Source organism: Pseudomonas sp. L5B5 (genome assembly GCF_020520285.1).
Lineage (GTDB): Bacteria > Pseudomonadota > Gammaproteobacteria > Pseudomonadales > Pseudomonadaceae > Aquipseudomonas.
Genome location: NZ_CP084742.1, coordinates 1,142,929 through 1,163,255, shown reverse-complemented (window position 1 = coordinate 1,163,255; position 20,327 = coordinate 1,142,929). Strand labels below are relative to the sequence as shown.

The window sequence follows — 20,327 nt, the reverse complement described above, 5'->3', positions numbered from 1 at the left end:
CCTCAATTGGCCAGGGGGCCAGCGCCGGCGCCGAATTCGGTCACCAGTTCGACGTTGCCCGCCGCCACCGGCTTGACGGCCAGGCCGCTGCGCACGCGCTGCACACCTTCGGTGACCACGCGCTCGCCATCGGCGATGCCGGCGCCGATCAACCAGGCGTTGCCCACGGTGCGTAGCGTCTGCAGTTCACGTTGCTCGACGGTGTCGTCGGCCTTGACCACCCAGGCAGTAGGTACGCCACGGGCATCACGGCCGACCGCCTGCTGGGGAATCAGGATGGCAGCCTGTTGCTCGCCTTCCTTGAGCTGGGCATGGACGAACATTCCCGGCAGCAGCTTGCGGTTCGGGTTGGGAAACTCGGCGCGCAGGGTCACCGAACCGGTGGTGGGATCGACGCTGACTTCGGAGAACTTCAAGGTGCCCTTGAGCGGGTAGGGCGTGCCGTCGTCCAGGGTCAGGCTGACTTGCGCCTGGTCCGGGCCGCTGGCCTGCAGGCGTCCGGATTCCAGGGCCTGCTTGAGTCCCAGCAGCTTGGTGATGGGCTGGTTGACGTCGACATAGATCGGGTCGAGCTGGGTCACGGTGGCCAGGGCCTGCTGCTGGCCGTTGGTCACCAGTGCGCCCTCGGTGACGGCCGAGCGCCCAATGCGCCCGGAGATCGGTGCCAGGACCTTGGTGTACTGCACGTCGATCCGGGCCATCTGGGCGTCGGCTTGGGCCTGTTTCCAGGTGGCCAGGGCATCGTCGTATTGCTGCTGGCTGACGGCGTTGGTCTTGAGCAGGCGCTCATAGCGCCGGGCCAGGTTCTGCGCGGTCAGCAGGCTGGCCTCGGCCCGGGCCAGGCGTGCCTGGTAGGTGCGCGGATCGATCTGGTACAGCGGCTGGCCGTCCTTGACCTCGGCGCCCTCGGCGAACAGCCGGCGCTGGAGAATTCCGGACACCTGGGGCCGGACCTCGGACACGCGGTAGGCCGAAGTCCGGCCCGGCAGGTCGGTGGTCAGGGTCAGCACTTGGGCCTTGGCGGTATAGACACCGACTTGCGGCGCGGGGGCGGCGGCCATGTCCGCCTCCTTGGCGCCGCAACCGGCCAGCAGGCACAAGGCCGCCAGGGGAATGAATGGTCGCGCACACAAAGCTTGCTTGAGTCTCACGCTCGTCTCCTGTTGTGGGAGTGAATATTCAAAATCACGACTTGTGGTTCGTATTGCGGTACAGTGTACCACCATGAGATTCAGCTAATGCAAGCCGAGATTTGCCCGGCTGGCCTGATCGGCCGCTTGCCACTAGAGTGGCGGCCAATCCACAGAACCCGGCACCACGGCCTAGCGGCCGGCCCCAAGGAGTCGTATGAATGATTCGCAAGAAAGCAGCGCCAAGCACGGCGGGATACAGGTCATCGCGCGGGCTGCGTCGGTCATGCGGGCCCTGGGCAGCAACCCGCAGGGGCTGAGCCTGGGGGCCATTGCCCAGGTGGTGGACCTGCCGCGCTCGACGGTGCAGCGCATCATCAACGCCCTGTGCGTGGAGCACCTGGTCGAGACCCTGGGCCCGGCTGGCGGCTTTCGCCTGGGCCCGGCCTTCGGCCAACTGGTGACCCAGGCCCAGGTCGATATCATTTCCCTGGTCAGGCCGTACCTGAGCGCCCTGTCCGAGCAAGTGCTGGAGTCGACCTGCCTGGCGTCGCTGTCCGGCGACAAGCTCTATGTGCTGGATCGCATCGTCGCCGAGCGCGAGTTGCGCGTGGTGTTTCCCATCGGCATCCATGTACCGGCCACGGTCACCTCCGGCGGCAAGGTGCTATTGGCCGAGTTGTCGAGCGAAGCGCAGCAGGCGCTGCTGCCCGATCCATTGCCCGCCTGCACGCCCAAGAGCCTGGGGCGCGCGGCGCTGCTGGAGCAACTGCGGACCATCAGGGTCAGCGGCGCGGCCAATGACCAGGATGAGTACATCGAAGGCTTGTGTTCCTACGCGATCCTGCTGGACACCTACCTAGGTCACTATTCGATCTCCATCGTCGCCCCCAATGCCCGGGCGGCGGCCAGGGGCGAAGCCTTCCAACAGGCCTTGCAGGCGTGCAAGCAGAGCATCGAGGAGGTGATCGGTCGCGCCCCTCGCGTGGTCCAGGACTAGCCCCGGCCATGGCCAGGAAGACTGCGGCAGAGGCCGCGCGCACCCGTCGCAGGATCCTGGACGCGGCCGGCGAACTGTTCTCTCGGGAAGGTGTGTCCAGCACCACCCTGGAGCAGATCGCCCGGCAGGCCGGGGTGACGCGGGGAGCGATCTACTGGCATTTCAAGGGCAAGCAGGACCTGCTCGATGCGCTGTTCAGCGAACAGACCCTGCCCTTGGAGAACCACCGGCCGCAAGCTGTGGATTTCCACCGTGGATGGCAACGACTGCACGACGACCTGGTGGCCACCGTCAGCGGCGAGGCGCCGCGCCGTCTTTCGGAAATCATGCTCCACCAGGGCGCCTGCGGCGGCGACCCCAGTACCCATCAGCGGCGTCTGGACGGGGTCCGGGGGCTGCTCCAGCATCATTTGCGGCGGCTGCTGGAAACCGCCGTGTCCCGTCAGGAGCTGCCGCCCACACTCGATGTGCCGGGGATGCTGGAGTTCTGTTGCATCACCATCACCGGCCTGTTGTATGAATGCCTGCATGACAACCCGCACCCGCAGAAGGCGATCTGCACGACCCTGGCGGTGCTGCAGCACGTGGCCAAGGCCCCGCCCCGGCATCTGTTGCTGGAGGGGTAGGGGCTAGAGCGCCAGGAGGCGGGATACCCAGAGGCGCGCTGCAAGCGCTGCTGGGCGGTAGGCTCAAAGCGTTCTTTGCTGGAGGCTCGCTGCCTCTCGTTCCTCGCCCATGACCGTCGCTTCCTTGAGCGGCACTTCTCCCACGCCCAGGGCCCGTTCGATCAGCAGTTCGCCGCCGCTGTCCTTGAGCAGTGCTTGCAGGCGCTGGAACTCGTTGCACCAGATCGTTTCGATGTCCCGATCGCGGCCCTTGTCCCGCTGCGGGTCGAGGGCCACGGCGCGGACCTGCAGGCGGCCGTTGTCAGCCTTGCCGCCGACCTCGACGCCATATCCGGGGGTGGCGCTCTTGCGCAGCACCACCTTGCCTGATTCGGCCCAGGCGGTGGCCATGCCTTCGCGGACTTCGTAGCCAAGGCGGGCCAGGCCCTCAAGCATGGCCTGGCGCCGGGCCTGCGCAGCCTGGGCCTGCAGCAGGGCGGTGAGCGCGGCTTCGCACTCGGTCTTCAGCGTTTGCAGCATGGCCAGGTCGCTGTGCTCGTTGCACTCGGCAGCCTGGCGCAGCAGCTCCACGTGATCGGCCGCGGCGAGGGTCTGGACCTCGCTGGCCAGGTCCTGCACCTGAACAAGCAGCTCGCGCCGCTGCTGGAAGTCGCGCGCAGCCTCGGCCAGTTCGATCACCAGGCTGTCGAGCAACAGGTTGCGCTGTTGCGCCTGCTCCTGGGCTTCGGCCCGGGCCAGCCGTTGCAGGAAGGGCATGGCGGCGGGCTCGCCTTGCAGCAGTTGCAGCTCGGCGATATGCCGGTCGATCCGCTGCAGGCGTGCATCGCGGTCGGTTTGCGACGGGTGCGTGGCGATCCACTGGGCGAGGGTGGGCTCGCAGGGCTCTTCCCGCAGTTGCCGGGCTAGTTCGCGCTGGCGCTCGCTCAGGGTGTCTGCCGCGCTGGCCTTGGCCAGCTGGCTGAAGCCCCGGGCCAGGATCTGTTGCGCGTGCGCCAGGTCTGCGCCTTCGGCCAGGCGGGCGATGTCTTGCAACAGGTCGGGCGCGGCACCCGCCGGGGCGGCGCGCAGGGCGGCGAGCAGGGTCGCGGCATTTTCCCGCTGGCGTCGATCGCGCTGGCGGTGCTCGGCCGCGCGCACCACCGCGCGTTCCTCGCGCTCGTGCTGGTCGCGGCGCAGGTACTCGATCTCGATCGGCACGGCTTTTTGCAGTTCAGCGAACTGCTCCTGGCCGAGCAGGGCGCGCAGGCGTTCAGCGCGGGCGCAGGTTGCGCTGCGCTCCTCCTTGCTCAACTCGCCCAGCCTTGCGGCCTGGGCTTCCCAGCGGGCCAAGGCCTGTTCCAGTCGTCGCAGGTGCCCCTCGCACAGGGCGATGATTTCTTCGCGGGTGACGATCCGCACCACCTTCGGACCACTCATGGGCAGATCTCCGTATCGCTGGCAATGGGGGTGGCCGGTTCCGGCCGGGCGACCGACATGGCGCGTTCGATGGCCTCGCGCAGGCGTGCGCGCTCGTTGTCGCCGTCGTGATACCAGGCTTGCGACGACACCCGATGCAGGTGCGGGATGGCCCGGCGTAGCACCGAGGGGCGCCAGATTTCGCGGGCGCGGGCACGCTCGAGCAGGGTGTGGCTGGGCGCATCGCATTCGATGCCGATGGCGTAGGTGCCGGTGCCGGGGCTTTCGATGGCGAAGTCCAGGCCAAAGGCGTCGCCTTCGCTGGCTGGCGCGGCCTGCCAGCCGAGGGCCTGGATGTACTGGCCGACGATCCTGGCGAACCCGTCATGGTCCTGGCCCTGGCCACGCTGCAGGTTGCCGCGGTCGGTCTGCAGGCGGTCGAGCAGCTTGCCGGTGTAGTCGAACTCGCCAGCGCACAGCGCCCGGGCGTACTCCAGGTAACCTTGCAGGTAGTCCCTGGGGCTGGCCGGCGCGCGGTGGGTATTGAGCATGTCGGAGATATCGCCGATGGGCATGGAGGTGATCATCGCCACCTTGCGTCGTGCACGGGTGACCGCCACGTTCAGGCGCCGTTCGCCGCCGGTCTGGCCGAGCACGCCGAAGCTGCGGCGGAAGGTGCCCTGGCTGTTGCGGCCGAACGTCGAGGAGAACACGATCACGTCGCGTTCGTCGCCCTGGACGTTCTCCACGTTCTTGACGAACACCGACATGTCCTCGCCGTCTTCGCTGCGCTCGCGTTCCTGAGCGTAGGCACTGCGGAACACCTCGTCCTGCTCGGCGCGGGCTTCCAGGTGTTCCTCGATCAGCTCGGCCTGCTTGCGGTTGAAGGTCACCACCCCGACCGAGGGGCGCTGGTCGTAGGGTTGGCGCCACAGTTCGGCCAGGTACTGCACGACGCGCTCGGCTTCCTGGGCGTTGCTCTGGTTCTGGTAGAGACCGTCGACCTGGATCAGCTCCAGCGGCTTGAGTCGCTCGATGCTCGCCTGGGGGTGGCGAACCGGGACGTTCAGGCGGCTGCCATAGAACGACGCATTGGAGAAACCGATCAGCTCGCGGTAGGCGGAGCGATAGTGAATCTGCAAGGTGGTGCTGGGCAGGGCGTTGCGCGCCAGTTGCAGCAGGTCGGGGCAGTCCTTGATTTCGCGACGGTTCCAAGTGTCTTCGAAGGCGTCGCGCTGCTCCTGGTCGGTCTCCTCGTCGGGTTCGTCGCCATCGAACAGCTCGGCCTCGTCGCTTTCCACCCTACTTGAGAAGAATGCCGTCGGCGGCATCTGCTTCTCGTCGCCACTGACCACCGTGACCTGGCCACGGAACAGGGTCGGCAGGGCGAACTCCACGGGCATCTGCGAGGCCTCGTCGTAGATCACGGTATCGAACAGGCCAGCCTTGAGGGGCAGCACGCGACTGGCCACATCGGGGTTCATCAGCCATATCGGGCGCAGGTTCATCAGCCCCAGCGGGCCGCCCAGCTCGATGAATTCGCGCAGGCGCCGCGAGCGTTTGCCGGTGAGCCGGGTCACGTCTTCCCACTGTTTGCGGTTGCCCAGGCGGGCAGGATCAATGCCCCTGGCCAGCAGCTCGCGGTTGAGTTCGCGCATTCGCGCATCGGCCTGGGCCAGGCTGGCGACCTTGGCCTGGGCTTCGTCCTGGCTGTACAGCAGTTCGGGGTTGGCGTGTTCGATACGGTGCTTCCAGCCCAGCCGGGCCTCGCGGTTCAGCAGCCGGCGCACGGCAGCCTCGAGTTGCGCTGGCGCCAGGGTGTCGAGTTGCGCTTCGCGCTGGCGCAGCAGGGCCAGCAACTCCAGGTCCGCAGGGGCCAACTGGCCGGCCCGGCCACGGAAGCTCTGGTAGGCACCAAGGCATGGCAAGGCTTCCTGCAACCGGGCGAGGGGCAACTCGTTGCTCAGGTTGTGTTCGACGGCCTGTTGCAGCTGCTGGACAAGCGGCTCGCCCAGCCAGTCGCCCAGCAGCTTGAGCTGGTCGAGGCTGGATTGGCGGACACCCTGGCGCACCAGCGAGGCGTCCAGGTCGCTGAGCAATGCCTGGAGCTGCTGCTTGTCGCCCGTGAGGGCGGCGTCGTCTGCCTGGCGGGCACGGGGCGATTGCGCCAGGGCCTGGGCCAGGACCTGGATCTCCAGCAACTGGCGCAGGTCGCTGTTGACCGTCGCATTCAGCTCCGGGCCGGCCTGGGGGCTGAGTGCCTCCAGTTCCAGCTCCCGGTGCAGGGCGGCGAGTTCGCTGCGCAGCGGGCGCCATTGCCGTTCCAGGTTGATGGCCGCGTGCAGGCCGGGCAGCGCTTCTTCGACTTGGCTCTCGCCGTGTGCTTGCAGGAAGCCGCGCAGCCGACCCCGTCGCAGCAGATGCAGGGGGTTGATCCGTGACCACCACGAGCGGGCCGCCATGACCTGGCTGCAGTCCTGTGCCAGCCTGCCCAGTGCCTTGCCGTCGGCCAGGCTCAAGGCGGGCGACAGGGCTGCGAGGTAGTGGTCTTGCGGCAATGGGCGCAGTTGCAGGTCGAGCTGGCGCAACTCGCTCAGGATCGCCTCGGCGCGCGGCAGTGATTGATGTTCGTGCGAGCGGAACAGCGGCAGCCAGCGCGCCAGGCGCAACCGCTGCTCCGGGGCCAGGCCGAGCAAGGTCGCCACGTGGGTCGCCATCCACGCCCGGAAGGGCGCCGGGTCGTCGATTTCGAAGCTGGCCGGGTGCGCCTGCAGCGTGGCCAGGCGCTCGCCCTCGGCCCGGGCGAAGCTTTGCAGGCTGTCGGTGAAGGCCTGCAGGGTGGAGCGATCCGCGGCGAAGGCTTGCAACTGCGCCAATGGGCTGCCTTCGTAGCGAGCGGGCAACCAGAGGCGGATCAGGGGCGCGCAGGCTTCTTCCAGACGAGCCAGGCCGGCCAGGTCGAGGGCCGCCAGGCGCTGGCGCAGGGCCGGGAATTCCAGTGGCGCGGGACCGGTTTCCAGCTCGATCAGTTCACCCAGCAGGCGCCGATAACTCAGGCCGGTGGCATCGTCCAGGCGGTGCAGGCTGCGGTGGTAGCGGTCCAGTTCGCCTTCCAGGGTCTCGATACGCGCCGCCACCTGTTCGCGCTGGCGCAGCCAGCCCTGGTTGTCGTCGCCACCGGCGAACAGGGCCTCCAGCTGTTCGCGGATGCCACGGATGACCGGCTCGCGGTCGCGGTTGACGTCGTTGAGCATGACGATGCGCTGGCCCAGCCCTTCGGCCACCAGGCGCTTGTACACCACCTCCAGCGCCGCGTGTTTCTGGCAGACGATCAGCAGGCTGCGCTGGCGGCCAATGGCGTCGGCCACCATGTTGACGATGGTCTGGCTCTTGCCGGTGCCGGGCGGGCCCTCCACCAGCAGGCCCGGACCTTGCCGGGCTTGGAGCACCGCGGCCTCCTGGGACGGGTCGCTGGCCACGGTGAAGTAGCGTTGCAACTCGCCGGGAGCGCCGGGCGGCGACTCCGGTTCGTCGGACCTGAGCCGCAACGCCGTCTCCAGGCCCGTGCCATTGGGCGACAGCGACTTGAGTTGGCGCAGGTCCTCGCCGATGGCCTGGCCCATGAAGGTGACGTGGAACAGCACCGCGGCACTGGTCAGTTCGTCCTGGTAGGGCGCGACCTCCACGGTGCTGGCCGGCAGGCCGGCGAAGGTGCGCGAGCGTACGCTGGCGAGCATGCCGAATGCATCCATCACGTCACTGGCGCGGATGGACGAACGGCCGAGCAGTTCGTCGGCGGTCTTGCGCCAGCGTTTGCAGGTATCGGCGCCGAGCACGCTTTCCAGCGCGGGGTTCAGGCGCACTTCTTCGCGGTCGCTGTCGAACGCCACGCTGGCATTGCCACGGCTGCCCAGCTCCAGCAGCAGCTTCACCGGCCACAGCAGCAACGGGATGATGCGGGTGCGGCTGGTGCCGCGCGGATCACGGCTGAGCAGGAAGGGGAACCCCAGGTACAGGCCGTCGATGCCGGTGTCGCGCTTGTACAGGGCGCTCTGGCGGTACAGCGCGTGCAGGCGCGATTCGAGCCGGGAGTCGAGCTGGAAGCATTCCGGGTCCAGGCTCACCGCACGTTCGTTGCGCTGCAACAGGTGATCGAGCAGCGCGGCGGCGGGGCGCTGTTCGCTGTGCAATTCATGCAGGTCGACGCGGGCGGTGGTCTTGCCGATGTTCATGCGCACCAGGGGGCCACGCATCACGGCGGTGACCACCTTCTTCTCGAAGAATTCGAGGATCTGCGACACGTATTGCTGTTTCTGCGGTTCCAGCCACTGGCTCTCGGGGATGGCCAGCAGCACCAGCGCCCTGGCCAGGGGCATGCGCCGCTCCAGGCGGAACTGCTCGGCCCATTCGTCCACCGCAGTGACCCCACTGCGGGCGAAACCGCGAATGCGCTCGTCGACACTGCGGTACAGCTCCTGGCGCGGGTGCTGCAGCAGGGCGGTCGCTTCTTCGCTGCCGAACCAGCCCACCTCGATGCGGGCGGCCAGTTCGGCGGCCTCCTGGATGATCGAGTCGACCGAGCGGAACTGGTCGGTGGAGGCGCTGAGCAGCACGATCAGGTCTTCTTCGGCGATCACGCGCCGCTCCGCCAGCGATGCCAGGCCCGGGTGCTCGGTGTCCGGCAGCAGGCGCTGGCGCTCCTGCCACTCGCTGGCCAGCCTGGCCCGGGAGGTGGACAGCAGGTAGATGCGCAGCGTTTCTTCCACCAGCTCGATCTGCTGGTGCAGGGCGCGCTGGCGTACCTGTTCGGCGCGCAGCTTCAGGCGTGACAGCCAGTTGTCGGTCTGCAACTGTTCCAGCAGGTCCGGGGCCGAGCCGCTGATCAAGCGGTAGCCCTCCAGGGGGTGCTCCAGCAACCAGCCTGGGGTGACGATGTCGCCGCGATGGATCAGCGGCACTTCGGGGTTGAGCAGTTTCAAGGCGAGCATCAGGCGCCAGTCGTCTTCCAGTCCGTCGTGTTGGACCACCTGGCGCAGGCCGGCGAGCAGCGAGGAGGGCAGGCCGATCTGTTCGGCCCAGGTCACGATCACCCCGCGCAGCAGGTGGTCCAGCGCTTGCGCCCAGTGTTCGGCGTGGGCCGCGGCCAGGGCGAACACCGCCGGCTTGTGATAGCGCCGCTCACCCAACTGCACGGTGGCGCCTTCGCCGTCGTCCCGTTCCTGGAACGCCGAGGCCGGGGCCTGCACGGGGCGACCATCGAGCCAGGCCTCGACTTCGGGCCACTGCCAGCGCTGGTGCCGGTCCCGGGCCAGCAGCCCGCGCAGCAGCAGGTTGAGCCCTGGATCGAGGTGATCGGGGATCGGCACCCCGTTGGCCAGGACATGGATGAGGAAGGCGTTGGCATGGACGCCTTCGAAGCAGGCGCCCTGGGTCAACTGCTCGAGCAGGATCATGCCCAGGCTCCACCAGTCCGAGGCGGCCGCCACGCCGCCGGCGATGGCCTCCGGAGCCATGTAGCGGCTGGTCTCCAGCGGCGACACGATGTCCAGGTCGAACTCCGACAGGCGTGCCGAACCGAAGCCGCTGATCACCAGGTCCAGCGGCTCGCGAGCGCGGACCAGCAGGCTGGCGGGGCGCAGGTCGCGGTGGCGCAGGCCGGCTTCATTGAAGGCGTGCAGCGCCTGGCCCAATTCGCGGACCACATGGCGCACGCTGTCGGCGTTGTGGATGATGCTGCCCAGGTCCGCCAGGGTACCGCCGGTGAGTTCTTCGATGACCTCGTAGGCCCGGTCGTCCCAGCGCCCGGTGGCGATGATCTCGGGCACGTGCGCGCGGGGCAGGCGACGGATCACGTCGTAGATCGCCGGGTCGGGTTCGGCGCCGGGGCGGTAGAGGGTCAGTACCGCCTGGCGAGCGGTTTCCCGGTGGCTGGCCAGGTAGCGTTCGCGTACGCCGTCGGTGCTGCTGATCTGGCGGATCAGCGCCCAGCCGTCGATCAGGGTTTCCTGGGTGGCTGTGGCGGCGGGAGGCGTGACGGCAGCGGTATCGGCCGGCGGGGCATCGGGCGCTATCGCCCCGGCCGGTGGCGCGTCGCACTCGAGGCACATCAGGTCGCCGGCATCCATCGGATGGCCGTTCGTGCAAAGCAGGCCCTGGGGGGTGTTATCGGCCGGGGCACTGGTGGCCTGTGGCAGGCCATCCTGAGCCATGGTGTCTTGAGTGACGATGGCCTGGGGCCGCCAGCCGTCGGCACGGATCGGCTCGCCGGCAAGGTCCCAGTTGCAAGGATGCTGGTCGACGGTGCCTTCGCAGAACAGTTCCTGGAGCGGGCGCTCGGTCTTGCAATGGGGGCAGAAGCGAATCATGGGGCGAATTCCATTCAGTGGCGATGGGCACTGGTCTGTATTTGGTGGCCTTGCTCCTGCAGCAGGTCGCGCAGGCGCAGCAGGTCGTCACGCCGGGGGATGCCGGCCATCCAGACGCTGCCGTTGTCGTCGAACATCAGGTCCAGGGCCTTGTCGGCAGGTTCCAGGGCGCGTTCGTAGGGCGCCAGGCGCGAGCGGCCGAGTGCGGTCAGCAGGGTCAGGCGCTGGTTGTCGCTGCCGCGCAGCGCCAGGGATTGGTCGAGGTGTTCCTCGTAGGGGTCGCTGATCAGCCCGTCGATCAGGCCCGCAGCCTGGTGCAACCGGGGTTGCAGGTGTTCCAGGGGGTAGCCGCTGTAGACCAGGATGTCCACGCAGCTGAGCCGGCGCAGCCCTTTGAGCAGGAGCAGCAGGGCCTCGAACTGGTCGAACGGCTCGCCGCCGGAGAGCGTGATGCCGTCGGCTTCCTGCAACCAGGGCGCCAGTTGTGCCAGCAGCTGATCGACCTCCAGGCGTCGCTGGCCCGGTCCCCAGGTATCGGCGGAGATGCAGCCAGGGCAGCGGATGCTGCAGCCCTGGAACCAGATGCCCAGGCGCCGTCCGGGCCCCAGAGTGGTGACCGGGAAATGCACCCTCGACAGGCTCAGCTCCATGTTCAGCGGCGTTCCATGACCAGCCCGGTGGCATCCAGCGCGATGATCGCAAAGTGCTCGCCCGGCTGCGCGTCCTGGTCGAACAGCGCCCGGGACAATGGGTTGAGCAGGCGTGCCTCGAGCTGGTTGCGAATGCCCCGGCCGCCATTGGACAGGTCATGCAGGCACAGCGTGCGCAGTGCCTGGCGCGCCTGGGGGGCCAGTTCGACGAGCAGCGTCTGCTGCTGTTGCAGGTCCTTGAAGGTGGCATCGACCATCTGCTCGAAGATCTGGATCGCCACGTCCTCGCGGATGAAGTCGAAGACGATGATGTTCTCGCCGATGCGGTTGAGGATCTCCGGGCGGTTCAGCACCAGCTTGAAATAGCGGTCGATCTCACTGTGGACCTTCTCCTGCACCTGTTCGAAGGGTTCGCCGGGCAGCACATTGGCGACGCGTTCGCCGTTTTCGCCCTGGCGATAGATGCCCAGGTTGGAAGTGAACACGATCAGGGCCTCGGAGAAGTACACGCGGTCGCCGCGCCCGGAGGTCAGCACACCGTCGTCGAGGATTTGCAGGAACTTGTCGAGAATGCGCGGGTGGGCCTTCTCGATCTCGTCGAACAGCACCACGCTGAAGGGTTTTTCGCGGATTGCGTTGGTCAGTTCGCCACCCACGTCGTAGCCGACATAACCGGGCGGTGCGCCGATCAGTCGCTGGTCGGCGTGCTCGGCGCTGAACTCCGACATGTCGAAGCGGATATAGGCGCTCTCATCACCGAACAGCAGGCTGGTGATGGTCTTGGCCAGTTCGGTCTTGCCCACGCCAGTGGGGCCGGCGAGGAAGGCCACGCCGCGGGGCCGGTTGCCCTTGCGGCTGGCGCCGACCCCGGTCATGGCCCGCTTGACGATGTCGAGCATGTGGGTCACGGCGTGGTCCTGGCCCTTGACCCGCTGGTGGACCCGTTCATCGGCCTGGCGGATGAGCTGGCGGTCGATGCGCAGCCAGGGGTCCTCGGTGACGCCGATCTTGTAGCGGCGCACGGCATCGGCCACCTGTTCCATGGCCACGCCTTCGACGCGCGCCAGCTGCGCGATGGCGCTGAGGTCGAGCAGCAGCAAGCCTTCGGTGTTCTGCACGAAGGCATCCACGGCCTGGCGGGTGCTCTCTTCACTGGCGTCCTGGCTGCCGGCCAGGCTCTTGAGCAGGGCCGGGGCCAGGGCGCGACGGGTCATCTGGTCGGGCCGGGATACCGGAATGTGGCGCAGCCGCGGGTTGTCCACCAGCAGCCAGTCGGGCAGGTCGCCTTCCTTTTCCACCAGCCACAACAGGGTATTGAAGAACGGTTTGCGCAGTTCGGGGACTGGCCGGCTGCGGGCCTGGTGGGAGTGCACCAGGGCCTGGGTGAACAACTGGTGCTCGGCGGCGCTGAGCGAGTCGTTGCGCACCACCAGGCGCGATGCGAAATCGATGATCAGGGCAATGGGCGCGCCGGCGCGATTGACCAGGCGCTGCACGGTGGCGGCCAGCAGGTCGGGGCCTGCCGGCGCTGCGCCATCCACCGGGGTCAGGCCCAGCTCCTTGAGCAGGGTCTGGCCCGCTGCCGGGTCGCTGTCCGGCTTGCCGATGGCGCGCATGCCGGTCACCGGGTCCCAGCTCAGCACATGGGCATAGCCGGCATCGAGCAGGGTGTCGCAGAGGGTCTGGTTGAAGCTCAGGGCCGTGACGGTTCCCGGGGCCACTTCGCTGGCCTGCAGGTCGCGGATGTTGCCGGACAGGACAAACTGGCTCTTGAGCGGCAGGAAGCGGACCAGGTCACGCATCCAACGTGGGCTTTCAAACGGTGTATTCCCTGACATGTTTCAGCTCGTAACCTTGGGCGGTGGTGGCAGGGTATTGCCCCATGCTCAGGTTTTCCAGCTTCGGCTTAGGAAATTTCCAGTTCCTTATGGCATGCCGACCGGTGGCTGGCAGGTTCGGCTGGCCAAGCCTTGGGATGAGCAACCCGAATTTGGCAAATCCGTGGTCGTTTGGAGGAGGACATGGGGCAGGAACTGATATCCCTGGGCAACTGAAGCGTAATGCCAGGTGCCAGGCGGAGGAAAACGCCCAAGAAGCGGTTGTTCAGTATTGGAAACGGTACGCAGCATTGAACATCGTGTTTCTGGTCGTAGGTCTCGATGGTCGGTCAGACCCAGAATCTCACGCGTTGATTGGCGGCCGAGACTACTGACCGCGAGGCCCTTCGAGCTGCAATGCAGGCGGGCGTTCTTCAGTGGTAATGGCCAGTTAGCCGATCATTCATCAGGCAAGTGCACCTGCACGTCCATGGCGTCATGAAGGAGTCTGACGACCTCGATCACGCCGTCGTTTGCCACCCGATAGAACACGATATGGCGTGGACTCTTGACCGTCCTATGAGGGTGCTTGGCCTGCTGGCGTGAATAGATGAGGTGATAGCTGCGAAGGCCCGGAGTGAGTTCATCGCGGTCGTGGCTGCCAATGCGATAAGGCGTGCCGGCAAGAGCTTGCAGCGCCGCGAGGATCAGCGCCTGGTAGCGCTGGCGTGCTTGATCGCCGAACTGCGTCTGGGAGAGCCTGAGGATGTCGACAATGTCGGCGCGCGCCGCGTTGGTAATCCGATACTGCGGCATGTTCAGTGATTATCTCTCTCGGGGATAGTGGCCTCCAGGCTCAAGCCCTCAAGGTAGTGCTCCAGATCCCCTTCGTTCAACTGAGTAAAGCGCCCGTGCTCAAGATCCATGATGCCGATCGAGGTCGCCCGGCGCAGTGCCTCGATTTTGGCGTCGTCTTCGGCGATGCGCTGTTCCAATAAACGCAAACCTTCTCGCATTACTTCACTGGCATTCTGATAACGGCCGGACTGTACTAGGTCATGGATAACCTGTTCCTGGTGAGGGGTGAGCACAACGTTTCGCGTCGCCATAATGAGCTCCAGCTTTCGGCAAACAGTCTGTTTCCATCATTGGCATATTATGCCATTTTGCCGGCGAGCCCATCGTTTGGGATTTGCATCTGACGAACTGTGTCGTACCGGTCCACTGGAAGTGAATGGAGCTCCATGGTTTGTGGAAAGGCAAAAATGATCAGATAAACAGCCTGGCCGACGACCCCTAGAGACTGTCGGGGTCGCCAAAAAACATTTTGACTCCGCTCTAGCACGGTATTTACAACCAGAAAAAAACTAATTATGCCCCCAATTGTGCCCCCATTCGAACCGGGTGCGCGAGCGATCGAGAATGGCGATTTCTGATGCGGAGCATGATGGACTTCCACGGTTTTCAGTGTACGCCAGTCGGCTTGTTCGGAGCATGCCTGATGATTGGTTGCCCAGGGCAGGGCATCAAGCGCACTTTAGGACCGTACAGCGTCCTTGCGCATCTATCATTTTCAACTTGATCGCTGCTCGGCAAACCCAGGCGGCTGGTCTACGTGAGCCGTAGCTAGGCGAGCTGTGCGTCGCGCTCGTGACAGTGATGGCACCGGCTACGAATGCCGCGACAGTCATGCCGGTTGAGTGGGAATGAATCAGGCCATGCTCGGACTACGGCTCGTCACGCGGATGGCCACGGCCTTGGTGATCGTGCCTTCTGACTCGCTACATTCCGAGTTGGTCGAGCCGCGTGCAGATGGTATGGAGTCGCATCATTTTGCCGGACACTTCTTCGCTCGCGCTCGACAACCTAGCGGTCACTGATCCGGCTGGTTACGCTGGCCTTGAGGATGGTGTCGATTGGCACTGGGATCGTATCTTTGCAGGTGCCGCGTTGACGACATTGCTGGGTGTTGGCGCGGAGTTGGCCGCACTGGAGAATCGCCAAAACGGTGATCGCGTCATCGTCGCAGGGCGTGACAGCATGCAGGACAGCGTGAATGAGGTCGGGCAGGAGATGACCCGACGCAACCTCAGCATCCAGCCAACGCTGACTGAGCGTCCCGGATTGCCGGTCCGCGTCATCGTCAATCGCGATCTGATTCTGAGGCCGTATCAGCCTCTGTTCTTCGATCGGGGGGATATCAAGATGACCACATCGCGCAAGCTGCGGCTGGGGCCGCTCCCCAAGACCGAGAGCGTCAAGCTGACCATCATGTGCCCAGCGAGATTGAAAGCCGACTTGGACCGCTATGCGGCATTATACGGTCAAGCGTATGGCGAGACCGTCGATGCGGCGACTCTCATTCCGTACATGCTGGAGGCCTTTATGGCAGGGGACAGGGGATTTAAGAAGGGCGACCCGAAATAGCCGCGTAGGCCACACTAGGCTTACGGTTCCCCATTGCGCATTCGGGAATTCTGAAGCCTGGATCGAGCGCGAGGGACCGGTTCAACTTGGCTAGGGAACGGTCTTCAAGGGCGGCTGGACTGTTAGCCGAGCCGGCCATGGCGTTCGAGTATTCGCATCAAAACGCTGTTCGCATGACTGAAGTTCTCGCGCTGATCGCGAAGCTCATAGGCCCATTTTTCGCCGTGGAAGAGATTGTTGCGTAGGCGCCAGACGATCATCAGGAGAGCTAACATTCGGTCGCGTGGGGTGTCGTTCACCCCTTCAACAACCTCCTGAACGAGACCAAGGTGGTCTGAGGGCCGGAGTTTCAAGTGCGGGAAATGGTGAGTCAATTCACCGTCGGCATAGTAACGATTCCGAAAATAGGCAAGCTCCCCCTCGTAGAGCTCAGCTCCTAGCGTTCCGTCCAAAGTCCAGGCATCGATTCGATCGCGGATGCGATCAGTCCGGGCGTGGTTCTCCATGATCTGTGCCTCGAAAAGACTCCAAAGAAAGGCGAAGTCGAATATGACGCGGCGATCAAGATCTGGTAGGCGCCGAAAGCCGGGGGCTCGGGCTTCAAGCCATTGTTCACTTGCACTAAGTTCCTTGTCAGTCATGGCTCAGTCGTCCAAGTCTTCGTTGCGTGGGTCCAAGTCCGAAAAGTCCGTTAGCGTGTCGCAGTTCAGACAGTGGTACATCTGTGATGCATCTTGAAAGTGCATGCCGCACAGGCAGCCGCAGTAGGGGCAACATTCATAGATCTCAAGGTCGCCCCATTCCCATACCCCAAGATACTCCGGCACAGCGTCACGGTCATAGCCAATGACCTGGAACGCATCAGCGTTCTTGGCGACAAATCCGTCTAGGCCAGCGCGCATGAGAATGGGCAAGATCTCTGCAGGCTCGATTGCGAACCACTCGCCGCGCACATGGGTCGACTCGAAATGCTGATGAAGCTGGCGTTCAAGCTGAAAGGCATCGGCTACTTCGATCCATCCAAGCAGTTTCAGATCAAGAGGGTTACCAGTCTGGAGATTGCGCTTACGCTCCTCGATGTTCTTCGCGACCCCGATCTTGATAGGAGAGCATCCGTTTTCATCTTCACCAATGAAATAGACCGGCATCTTATTTCCCCTAGGCCTTCAACCGAGCCGGTCGAGCAGCATTTCGACCATTTCTTTGTTCGAGTAGGCGACAATGTCGAGCGGACGGTTTTCCTGCCGCATTAGCGCGATTAGGACACAGGCCGTGAAGGCCCAGAATGATGAATCGGCTGGCAAAGTGTAGCCACGGATCATTGCTGTCAGCCGTTCGTTGATCGGTGGGTATTCGCTATCGCCCCAACGTGCATGGGGCGGCGTCATCGCATGAACGACAACGGCGGCGAGCGTGATGCCCATCGCGCGCTTGTTCTGGACCTGGGCGAAATCGTGTCCGTGTACCTTCGCATAGGCGGCGAGCTCGCTTGTCATGAAAGTTCGGGCATAGGTGTCGCAGGCGATTTCCTCTTCAGGTCGCGTAGAGGGCGCGCGTTTGTCGGCGCAGAACATTACGTGCTGGAATTCGTGTAGCAGGGCGAAGGCCAAGGCGAGCGCAACAAGGTCGAATGCCGCCATGTGCTGAATGTTGCCCAGGCCATCACGGTCGGCGCTCGGCAGGGGGATGTCCATCGGCCAGGATACGTCTGAGGTCTGTTCGGCTGTGATGAGCGACTGGGCGGCGGCGATGCGCTGCTTGTAGTCGAATTCATATTGGCCGCGTTCTTCATCGACACTGAGGGCTTGGTCGAGCGGTAACCCGTTGGATGTCGCGACAACTAAGGCTGGTGCGTACACTTCGATGGCCCGCCACGAGCTGAAACCAAGTAGCCAGAACAAGTCGATCGTCTTAGTGTCGAACTGGATACGTTTCTCGTTGGCATTCATCGTCACGCCCTTTTTACTTGGCGCGATCTCGACGGCATGGCCGTATTGGCTCCAAAGACCGCTTATTTCATCGGCTCGCTCGGGCACGGCGCCGCGGAGGAGATGTAGGATGATCGTCCGGTCAGATGGCTCATTCGTCATTGTCGTTGTCTATTCTGTGCTCGTGGGGGGCAGGTGGTTGGCGACGGTCACGCGGCTTGCTCGTCACAGCGGGTTTGCCGTCCATCTGTAGATGAGTGACCGATGAGATGACTGAGTTCGCCCAAATCGTGCTGCATTCGATGTCGCCATCGCGTTCAAACCAGTGGGTCGCGCCGGGGATGAGATCAAACGGGATGGGATGTGTTGCCAATGGGTTGTGAAACACTTCCAGTTCCTGACACCAAGCTTCGCCCCACGGCCAGAGTGCTTGGTATTCGGCACTGTCGACGGCAAGGTTGAAATCGATAGGCTCTAGTGCGCCCGGAGTTCGGTCGAAGAGAATGCCGCGCCTGATCATCGTCAGCCCGGGCGGTCGCCATCCTGCCAAGAAACCCATGCGGTTGAATTTGGCAAGCGTTGCAGAATTACTGAAGATGACGGCCGAGAGGTGTGCGAAATTTGGGTCGCGGAAGAGCCCAGCAGGAATGCTGTGTTGGCCCGTCAGATTTGAGATCGGCACTCCAATCGAGCGACGATCAGTGCCATCTCCGGTGACGTCCGCGCGTAAGCCGTAAAGGTAGGTGGGAAGAGCCTCGCGGCTCCAAACCATGGAGCCGAAATCATGGAAGTCGGCGATCGCTAAGGCGAACGGCTGTCCTTTTACATGGCCCAGTTCATGATAGTTACGCTGGAGCTTGCCGCGCAGCGTCTTTGCGAATCGTTCTGCCGGGTTGCCTGTGAGCCGTTCAATGCGATCCTTTGGGGCATGAACCCATTTCCCTATGCCGCCGGCGCGTGGAAGCTCGGAGTTTGCTGTAACTGCCTCAATCCAGCATGCGTTACCTTCCTTCTCGATCAAGAAGTCGGGAGAGACATGGTCTTGTCGGACGTTCAAACCCTGCTCACGAAAGCAGCTGAAAAGGTAGAGCTCGAACAGACGGGACGCGAAGTTGTTGGTTTGAAAATCTGAGGCGAAATTGGCGTCGGGGTTGGGAAGCGCGAGGTAGCATTCGCCGACCGCCATGAGCGCCGGCAGATGGTTGATCGTGGTTGTCAGCAGCTGGAACTCTGGAGAAGTCCCACGCGGCCCCGGTTTCAGCAAATGCGGGCGACGCCTGACTCCTGGCGGCAATGGTTCCGGTGGATCACTGGCACGCATAGCGACGGTGAGTCGCTCTAGTGCAGCCTCGGGTGTGGAGTAGGGCCCGCTTTCATCTACTTTGATCCAACAGTGGTCGATGCGGCGGCGCATGGCCAGATATGTGAAAGCTCCTGTGTCCGGATCAAGAAGAATGCAGCCGGTTACGCCACCAGTTCCGGCCTGATAGGCACTGAAAATATGCGCGGGGTCGAAATTGGGACCGTGTTCGAGCGACAGGGCATAGAGCTCGAATTGGCGCTGGCTGATTGGGGAGATTTCTAGCATTGGCAGCGCACCGACCTCATGGTCAAAGACAGTTGAATCAACGGATCAGCAGGCACTTTGGCGCACTTTGATCAAAGAGTCGTTCTTCCCTGCAACGGGACATTGACGTTCTGCAGAGGTGGCAGGAAGACACCCAAAGCCGCCAGCTCAAAGGAAGGCGCAGACGCGCCCGATCCTTAACACTAGGTCGAGCGCGCGTTCAGAATGCGCTATATATCTAAAGGCGAATCATTTTAGGGACAGAAAATGACCACCGTCTATATTGATGAAAGCGGCCACAGCGGGGACATGATCAACAGCGGCAATGCTTACGACTTCAAGGGCCAGCCCTACTTTGCCCTGGCCGGCATTGGTCTTGAGGACGGTCATGACTGGGACGATCGCATCAATGAGCTGCGAAGCCGTCACCGCATTTCTGCCGGCGAACTCAAGTCTAAGTCGCTGACAGCCAAGCCAAGATTTTCGGCCGAAGTCATCCATGGATTGCTTGATCAGCGCGCTCCGCTTTTCATCGAGGTGGTCGACAAGCGTTTTTTTATCTGCACCAGCATCACCTCGTTCCAACTCTTGCCAGCATGCCTTGGCTATACCGAGTCGGTAAAGCTCCACTTCATCAAGAACACGGTGGCAGACTTCCTGTACTTTCACGCGTCCGAACGCGTCCTCGATACATTCGTCGCCTCGTGCCTGGCGCCGGGTGACACGACGCTCCGCGCCTCATTCGCCGTGCTGCGCGACATGGCTACAGATCTGGGCTACACCGGATCGGCCATGCAAATCGCGGAAGGCATTGCCCACATGGTGCAGGAGGCTGAAGCCGAATACGGCGAGCAACGTGATAACGGTAGCGAGGCTTGGTCGCGGTTTCTTCCGCCCCCCGATCTCAACAAACATGCGAAACAGGTCTGGATGTTGCCGAACCTGACGTCATTTACGAGTATCTATGCCAGGATGAATCGCTATTACAGCAAGCGCTTGGCCGGCATCCGCTTGGTACACGACCAGCAATTGGAGGTGGAGAACATTCTGCGCCAGGGAAAAATGACGGCCGAAAACCTGAGCCGCTCCGTGGATCTGCCCTACACCCCGCAGTCTGACTACCGGTTCGAGGAAGAAGCCAGCATCGAGTTTGCGCAATCGCATGAGGCCATCGGCGTGCAGCTGGCCGACATCGTTGCGGGCACCGTGATGCGCTACTTTCGCGACACGGACGCCAGCACACCCGTGTCGAGCGAACTGCGCGAGGCCATGATGCGACTCATTGACGAGGGCGATGAGCGAAGAGGCTATGGCCTCAATCAAGTAGTAGCTACAGCCAACGTCCGACATGCCGAATGAGTGATTCAACTCTGGTGTCATCCACCATCACGGCCCACCCCCGTGCGGCGGACACCTGAGCGC

Annotated in this window: 14 protein-coding genes and 2 pseudogenes; 5 read left to right on the top strand and 11 right to left on the bottom strand. The window is 63.9% G+C overall.

Features of this window, described 5'->3' with window-relative positions:
* Window positions 1-2: 2 nt before the first annotated feature.
* Window positions 3-1,151: an efflux RND transporter periplasmic adaptor subunit gene (locus tag LGQ10_RS05345; RefSeq protein ID WP_058438139.1), complete on the bottom strand. Its 1,149-nt coding sequence runs from the start codon at window positions 1,149-1,151 to the stop codon at window positions 3-5.
* A 196-nt stretch (window positions 1,152-1,347) separates the two neighbouring features.
* Between LGQ10_RS05345 and LGQ10_RS05340 the strand changes: the two genes are divergently transcribed.
* A complete protein-coding gene (locus LGQ10_RS05340) occupies window positions 1,348-2,130 on the top strand; it encodes an IclR family transcriptional regulator (RefSeq protein WP_058438141.1) in 783 nt (260 codons plus the stop codon).
* Between the two features lie 8 nt (window positions 2,131-2,138).
* Window positions 2,139-2,756 (top strand): TetR family transcriptional regulator, encoded by a 618-nt coding sequence (locus LGQ10_RS05335; protein ID WP_226524863.1) that lies wholly within the window; start codon window positions 2,139-2,141, stop codon window positions 2,754-2,756.
* A 63-nt stretch (window positions 2,757-2,819) separates the two neighbouring features.
* On the opposite strand, the gene LGQ10_RS05330 is transcribed toward LGQ10_RS05335, so the two are convergent.
* The 6 genes and pseudogenes from LGQ10_RS05330 to LGQ10_RS05305 form a co-directional block, all read right to left on the bottom strand.
* Window positions 2,820-4,172, bottom strand: a complete 1,353-nt coding sequence (locus LGQ10_RS05330; RefSeq protein ID WP_226524862.1) for a hypothetical protein — start codon at window positions 4,170-4,172, stop codon at window positions 2,820-2,822.
* A complete protein-coding gene (locus LGQ10_RS05325; RefSeq protein ID WP_226524861.1) occupies window positions 4,169-10,516 on the bottom strand; it encodes an AAA domain-containing protein in 6,348 nt (2,115 codons plus the stop codon). Before LGQ10_RS05325 ends, LGQ10_RS05330 begins: the two co-directional genes overlap by 4 nt.
* A gap of 14 nt (window positions 10,517-10,530) precedes the next feature.
* Window positions 10,531-11,166, bottom strand: coding sequence for a 4Fe-4S single cluster domain-containing protein (locus LGQ10_RS05320; protein WP_058438661.1), 636 nt, complete (start codon window positions 11,164-11,166; stop codon window positions 10,531-10,533).
* Window positions 11,167-11,168: 2 nt separating this feature from the next.
* A pseudogene (locus tag LGQ10_RS05315) lies at window positions 11,169-13,042 on the bottom strand (AAA family ATPase).
* A gap of 400 nt (window positions 13,043-13,442) precedes the next feature.
* On the bottom strand, window positions 13,443-13,799 hold the full coding sequence (locus LGQ10_RS05310; protein ID WP_226524859.1) for a type II toxin-antitoxin system RelE/ParE family toxin: 357 nt from the start codon (window positions 13,797-13,799) through the stop codon (window positions 13,443-13,445).
* Between the two features lie 2 nt (window positions 13,800-13,801).
* A complete protein-coding gene (locus tag LGQ10_RS05305; protein WP_058438655.1) occupies window positions 13,802-14,092 on the bottom strand; it encodes a type II toxin-antitoxin system ParD family antitoxin in 291 nt (96 codons plus the stop codon).
* A gap of 691 nt (window positions 14,093-14,783) precedes the next feature.
* Here LGQ10_RS05305 and LGQ10_RS05300 point away from each other — a divergent pair.
* Together LGQ10_RS05300 and LGQ10_RS05295 are read left to right on the top strand one after the other, a co-directional pair.
* A pseudogene (locus LGQ10_RS05300) lies at window positions 14,784-15,179 on the top strand (TrbI/VirB10 family protein); the annotation flags it as partial.
* 9 nt (window positions 15,180-15,188) lie between these two features.
* Window positions 15,189-15,410 carry a DUF2274 domain-containing protein gene (locus tag LGQ10_RS05295; RefSeq protein WP_226526092.1) on the top strand — a complete coding sequence of 74 codons (222 nt, stop codon included), beginning with the start codon at window positions 15,189-15,191 and terminating at the stop codon, window positions 15,408-15,410.
* A gap of 122 nt (window positions 15,411-15,532) precedes the next feature.
* Here LGQ10_RS05295 and LGQ10_RS05290 read toward each other — a convergent pair whose 3' ends face one another.
* From LGQ10_RS05290 to LGQ10_RS05275, 4 genes are read right to left on the bottom strand one after another with little or no spacing between them, the layout of a single operon-like run.
* The gene (locus tag LGQ10_RS05290) at window positions 15,533-16,051 is read right to left on the bottom strand and encodes a hypothetical protein (RefSeq protein ID WP_226524858.1); all 519 of its coding nucleotides are present in this window, start codon (window positions 16,049-16,051) and stop codon (window positions 15,533-15,535) included.
* 3 nt (window positions 16,052-16,054) lie between these two features.
* Entirely contained in the window at window positions 16,055-16,558 is a 504-nt protein-coding gene (locus LGQ10_RS05285) for a GIY-YIG nuclease family protein (RefSeq protein WP_226524857.1), read from the bottom strand.
* An 18-nt stretch (window positions 16,559-16,576) separates the two neighbouring features.
* Entirely contained in the window at window positions 16,577-17,500 is a 924-nt protein-coding gene (locus LGQ10_RS05280) for a phage exclusion protein Lit family protein (RefSeq protein ID WP_226524856.1), read from the bottom strand.
* Window positions 17,490-18,926: a hypothetical protein gene (locus LGQ10_RS05275; RefSeq protein WP_226524855.1), complete on the bottom strand. Its 1,437-nt coding sequence runs from the start codon at window positions 18,924-18,926 to the stop codon at window positions 17,490-17,492. The genes LGQ10_RS05280 and LGQ10_RS05275 overlap by 11 nt, the downstream gene beginning before the upstream one ends.
* A gap of 246 nt (window positions 18,927-19,172) precedes the next feature.
* Here LGQ10_RS05275 and LGQ10_RS05270 point away from each other — a divergent pair, with 246 nt between their 5' ends.
* The gene (locus tag LGQ10_RS05270) at window positions 19,173-20,264 is read left to right on the top strand and encodes a DUF3800 domain-containing protein (RefSeq protein ID WP_226524854.1); all 1,092 of its coding nucleotides are present in this window, start codon (window positions 19,173-19,175) and stop codon (window positions 20,262-20,264) included.
* The last annotated feature ends 63 nt before the right edge of the window (window positions 20,265-20,327 follow it).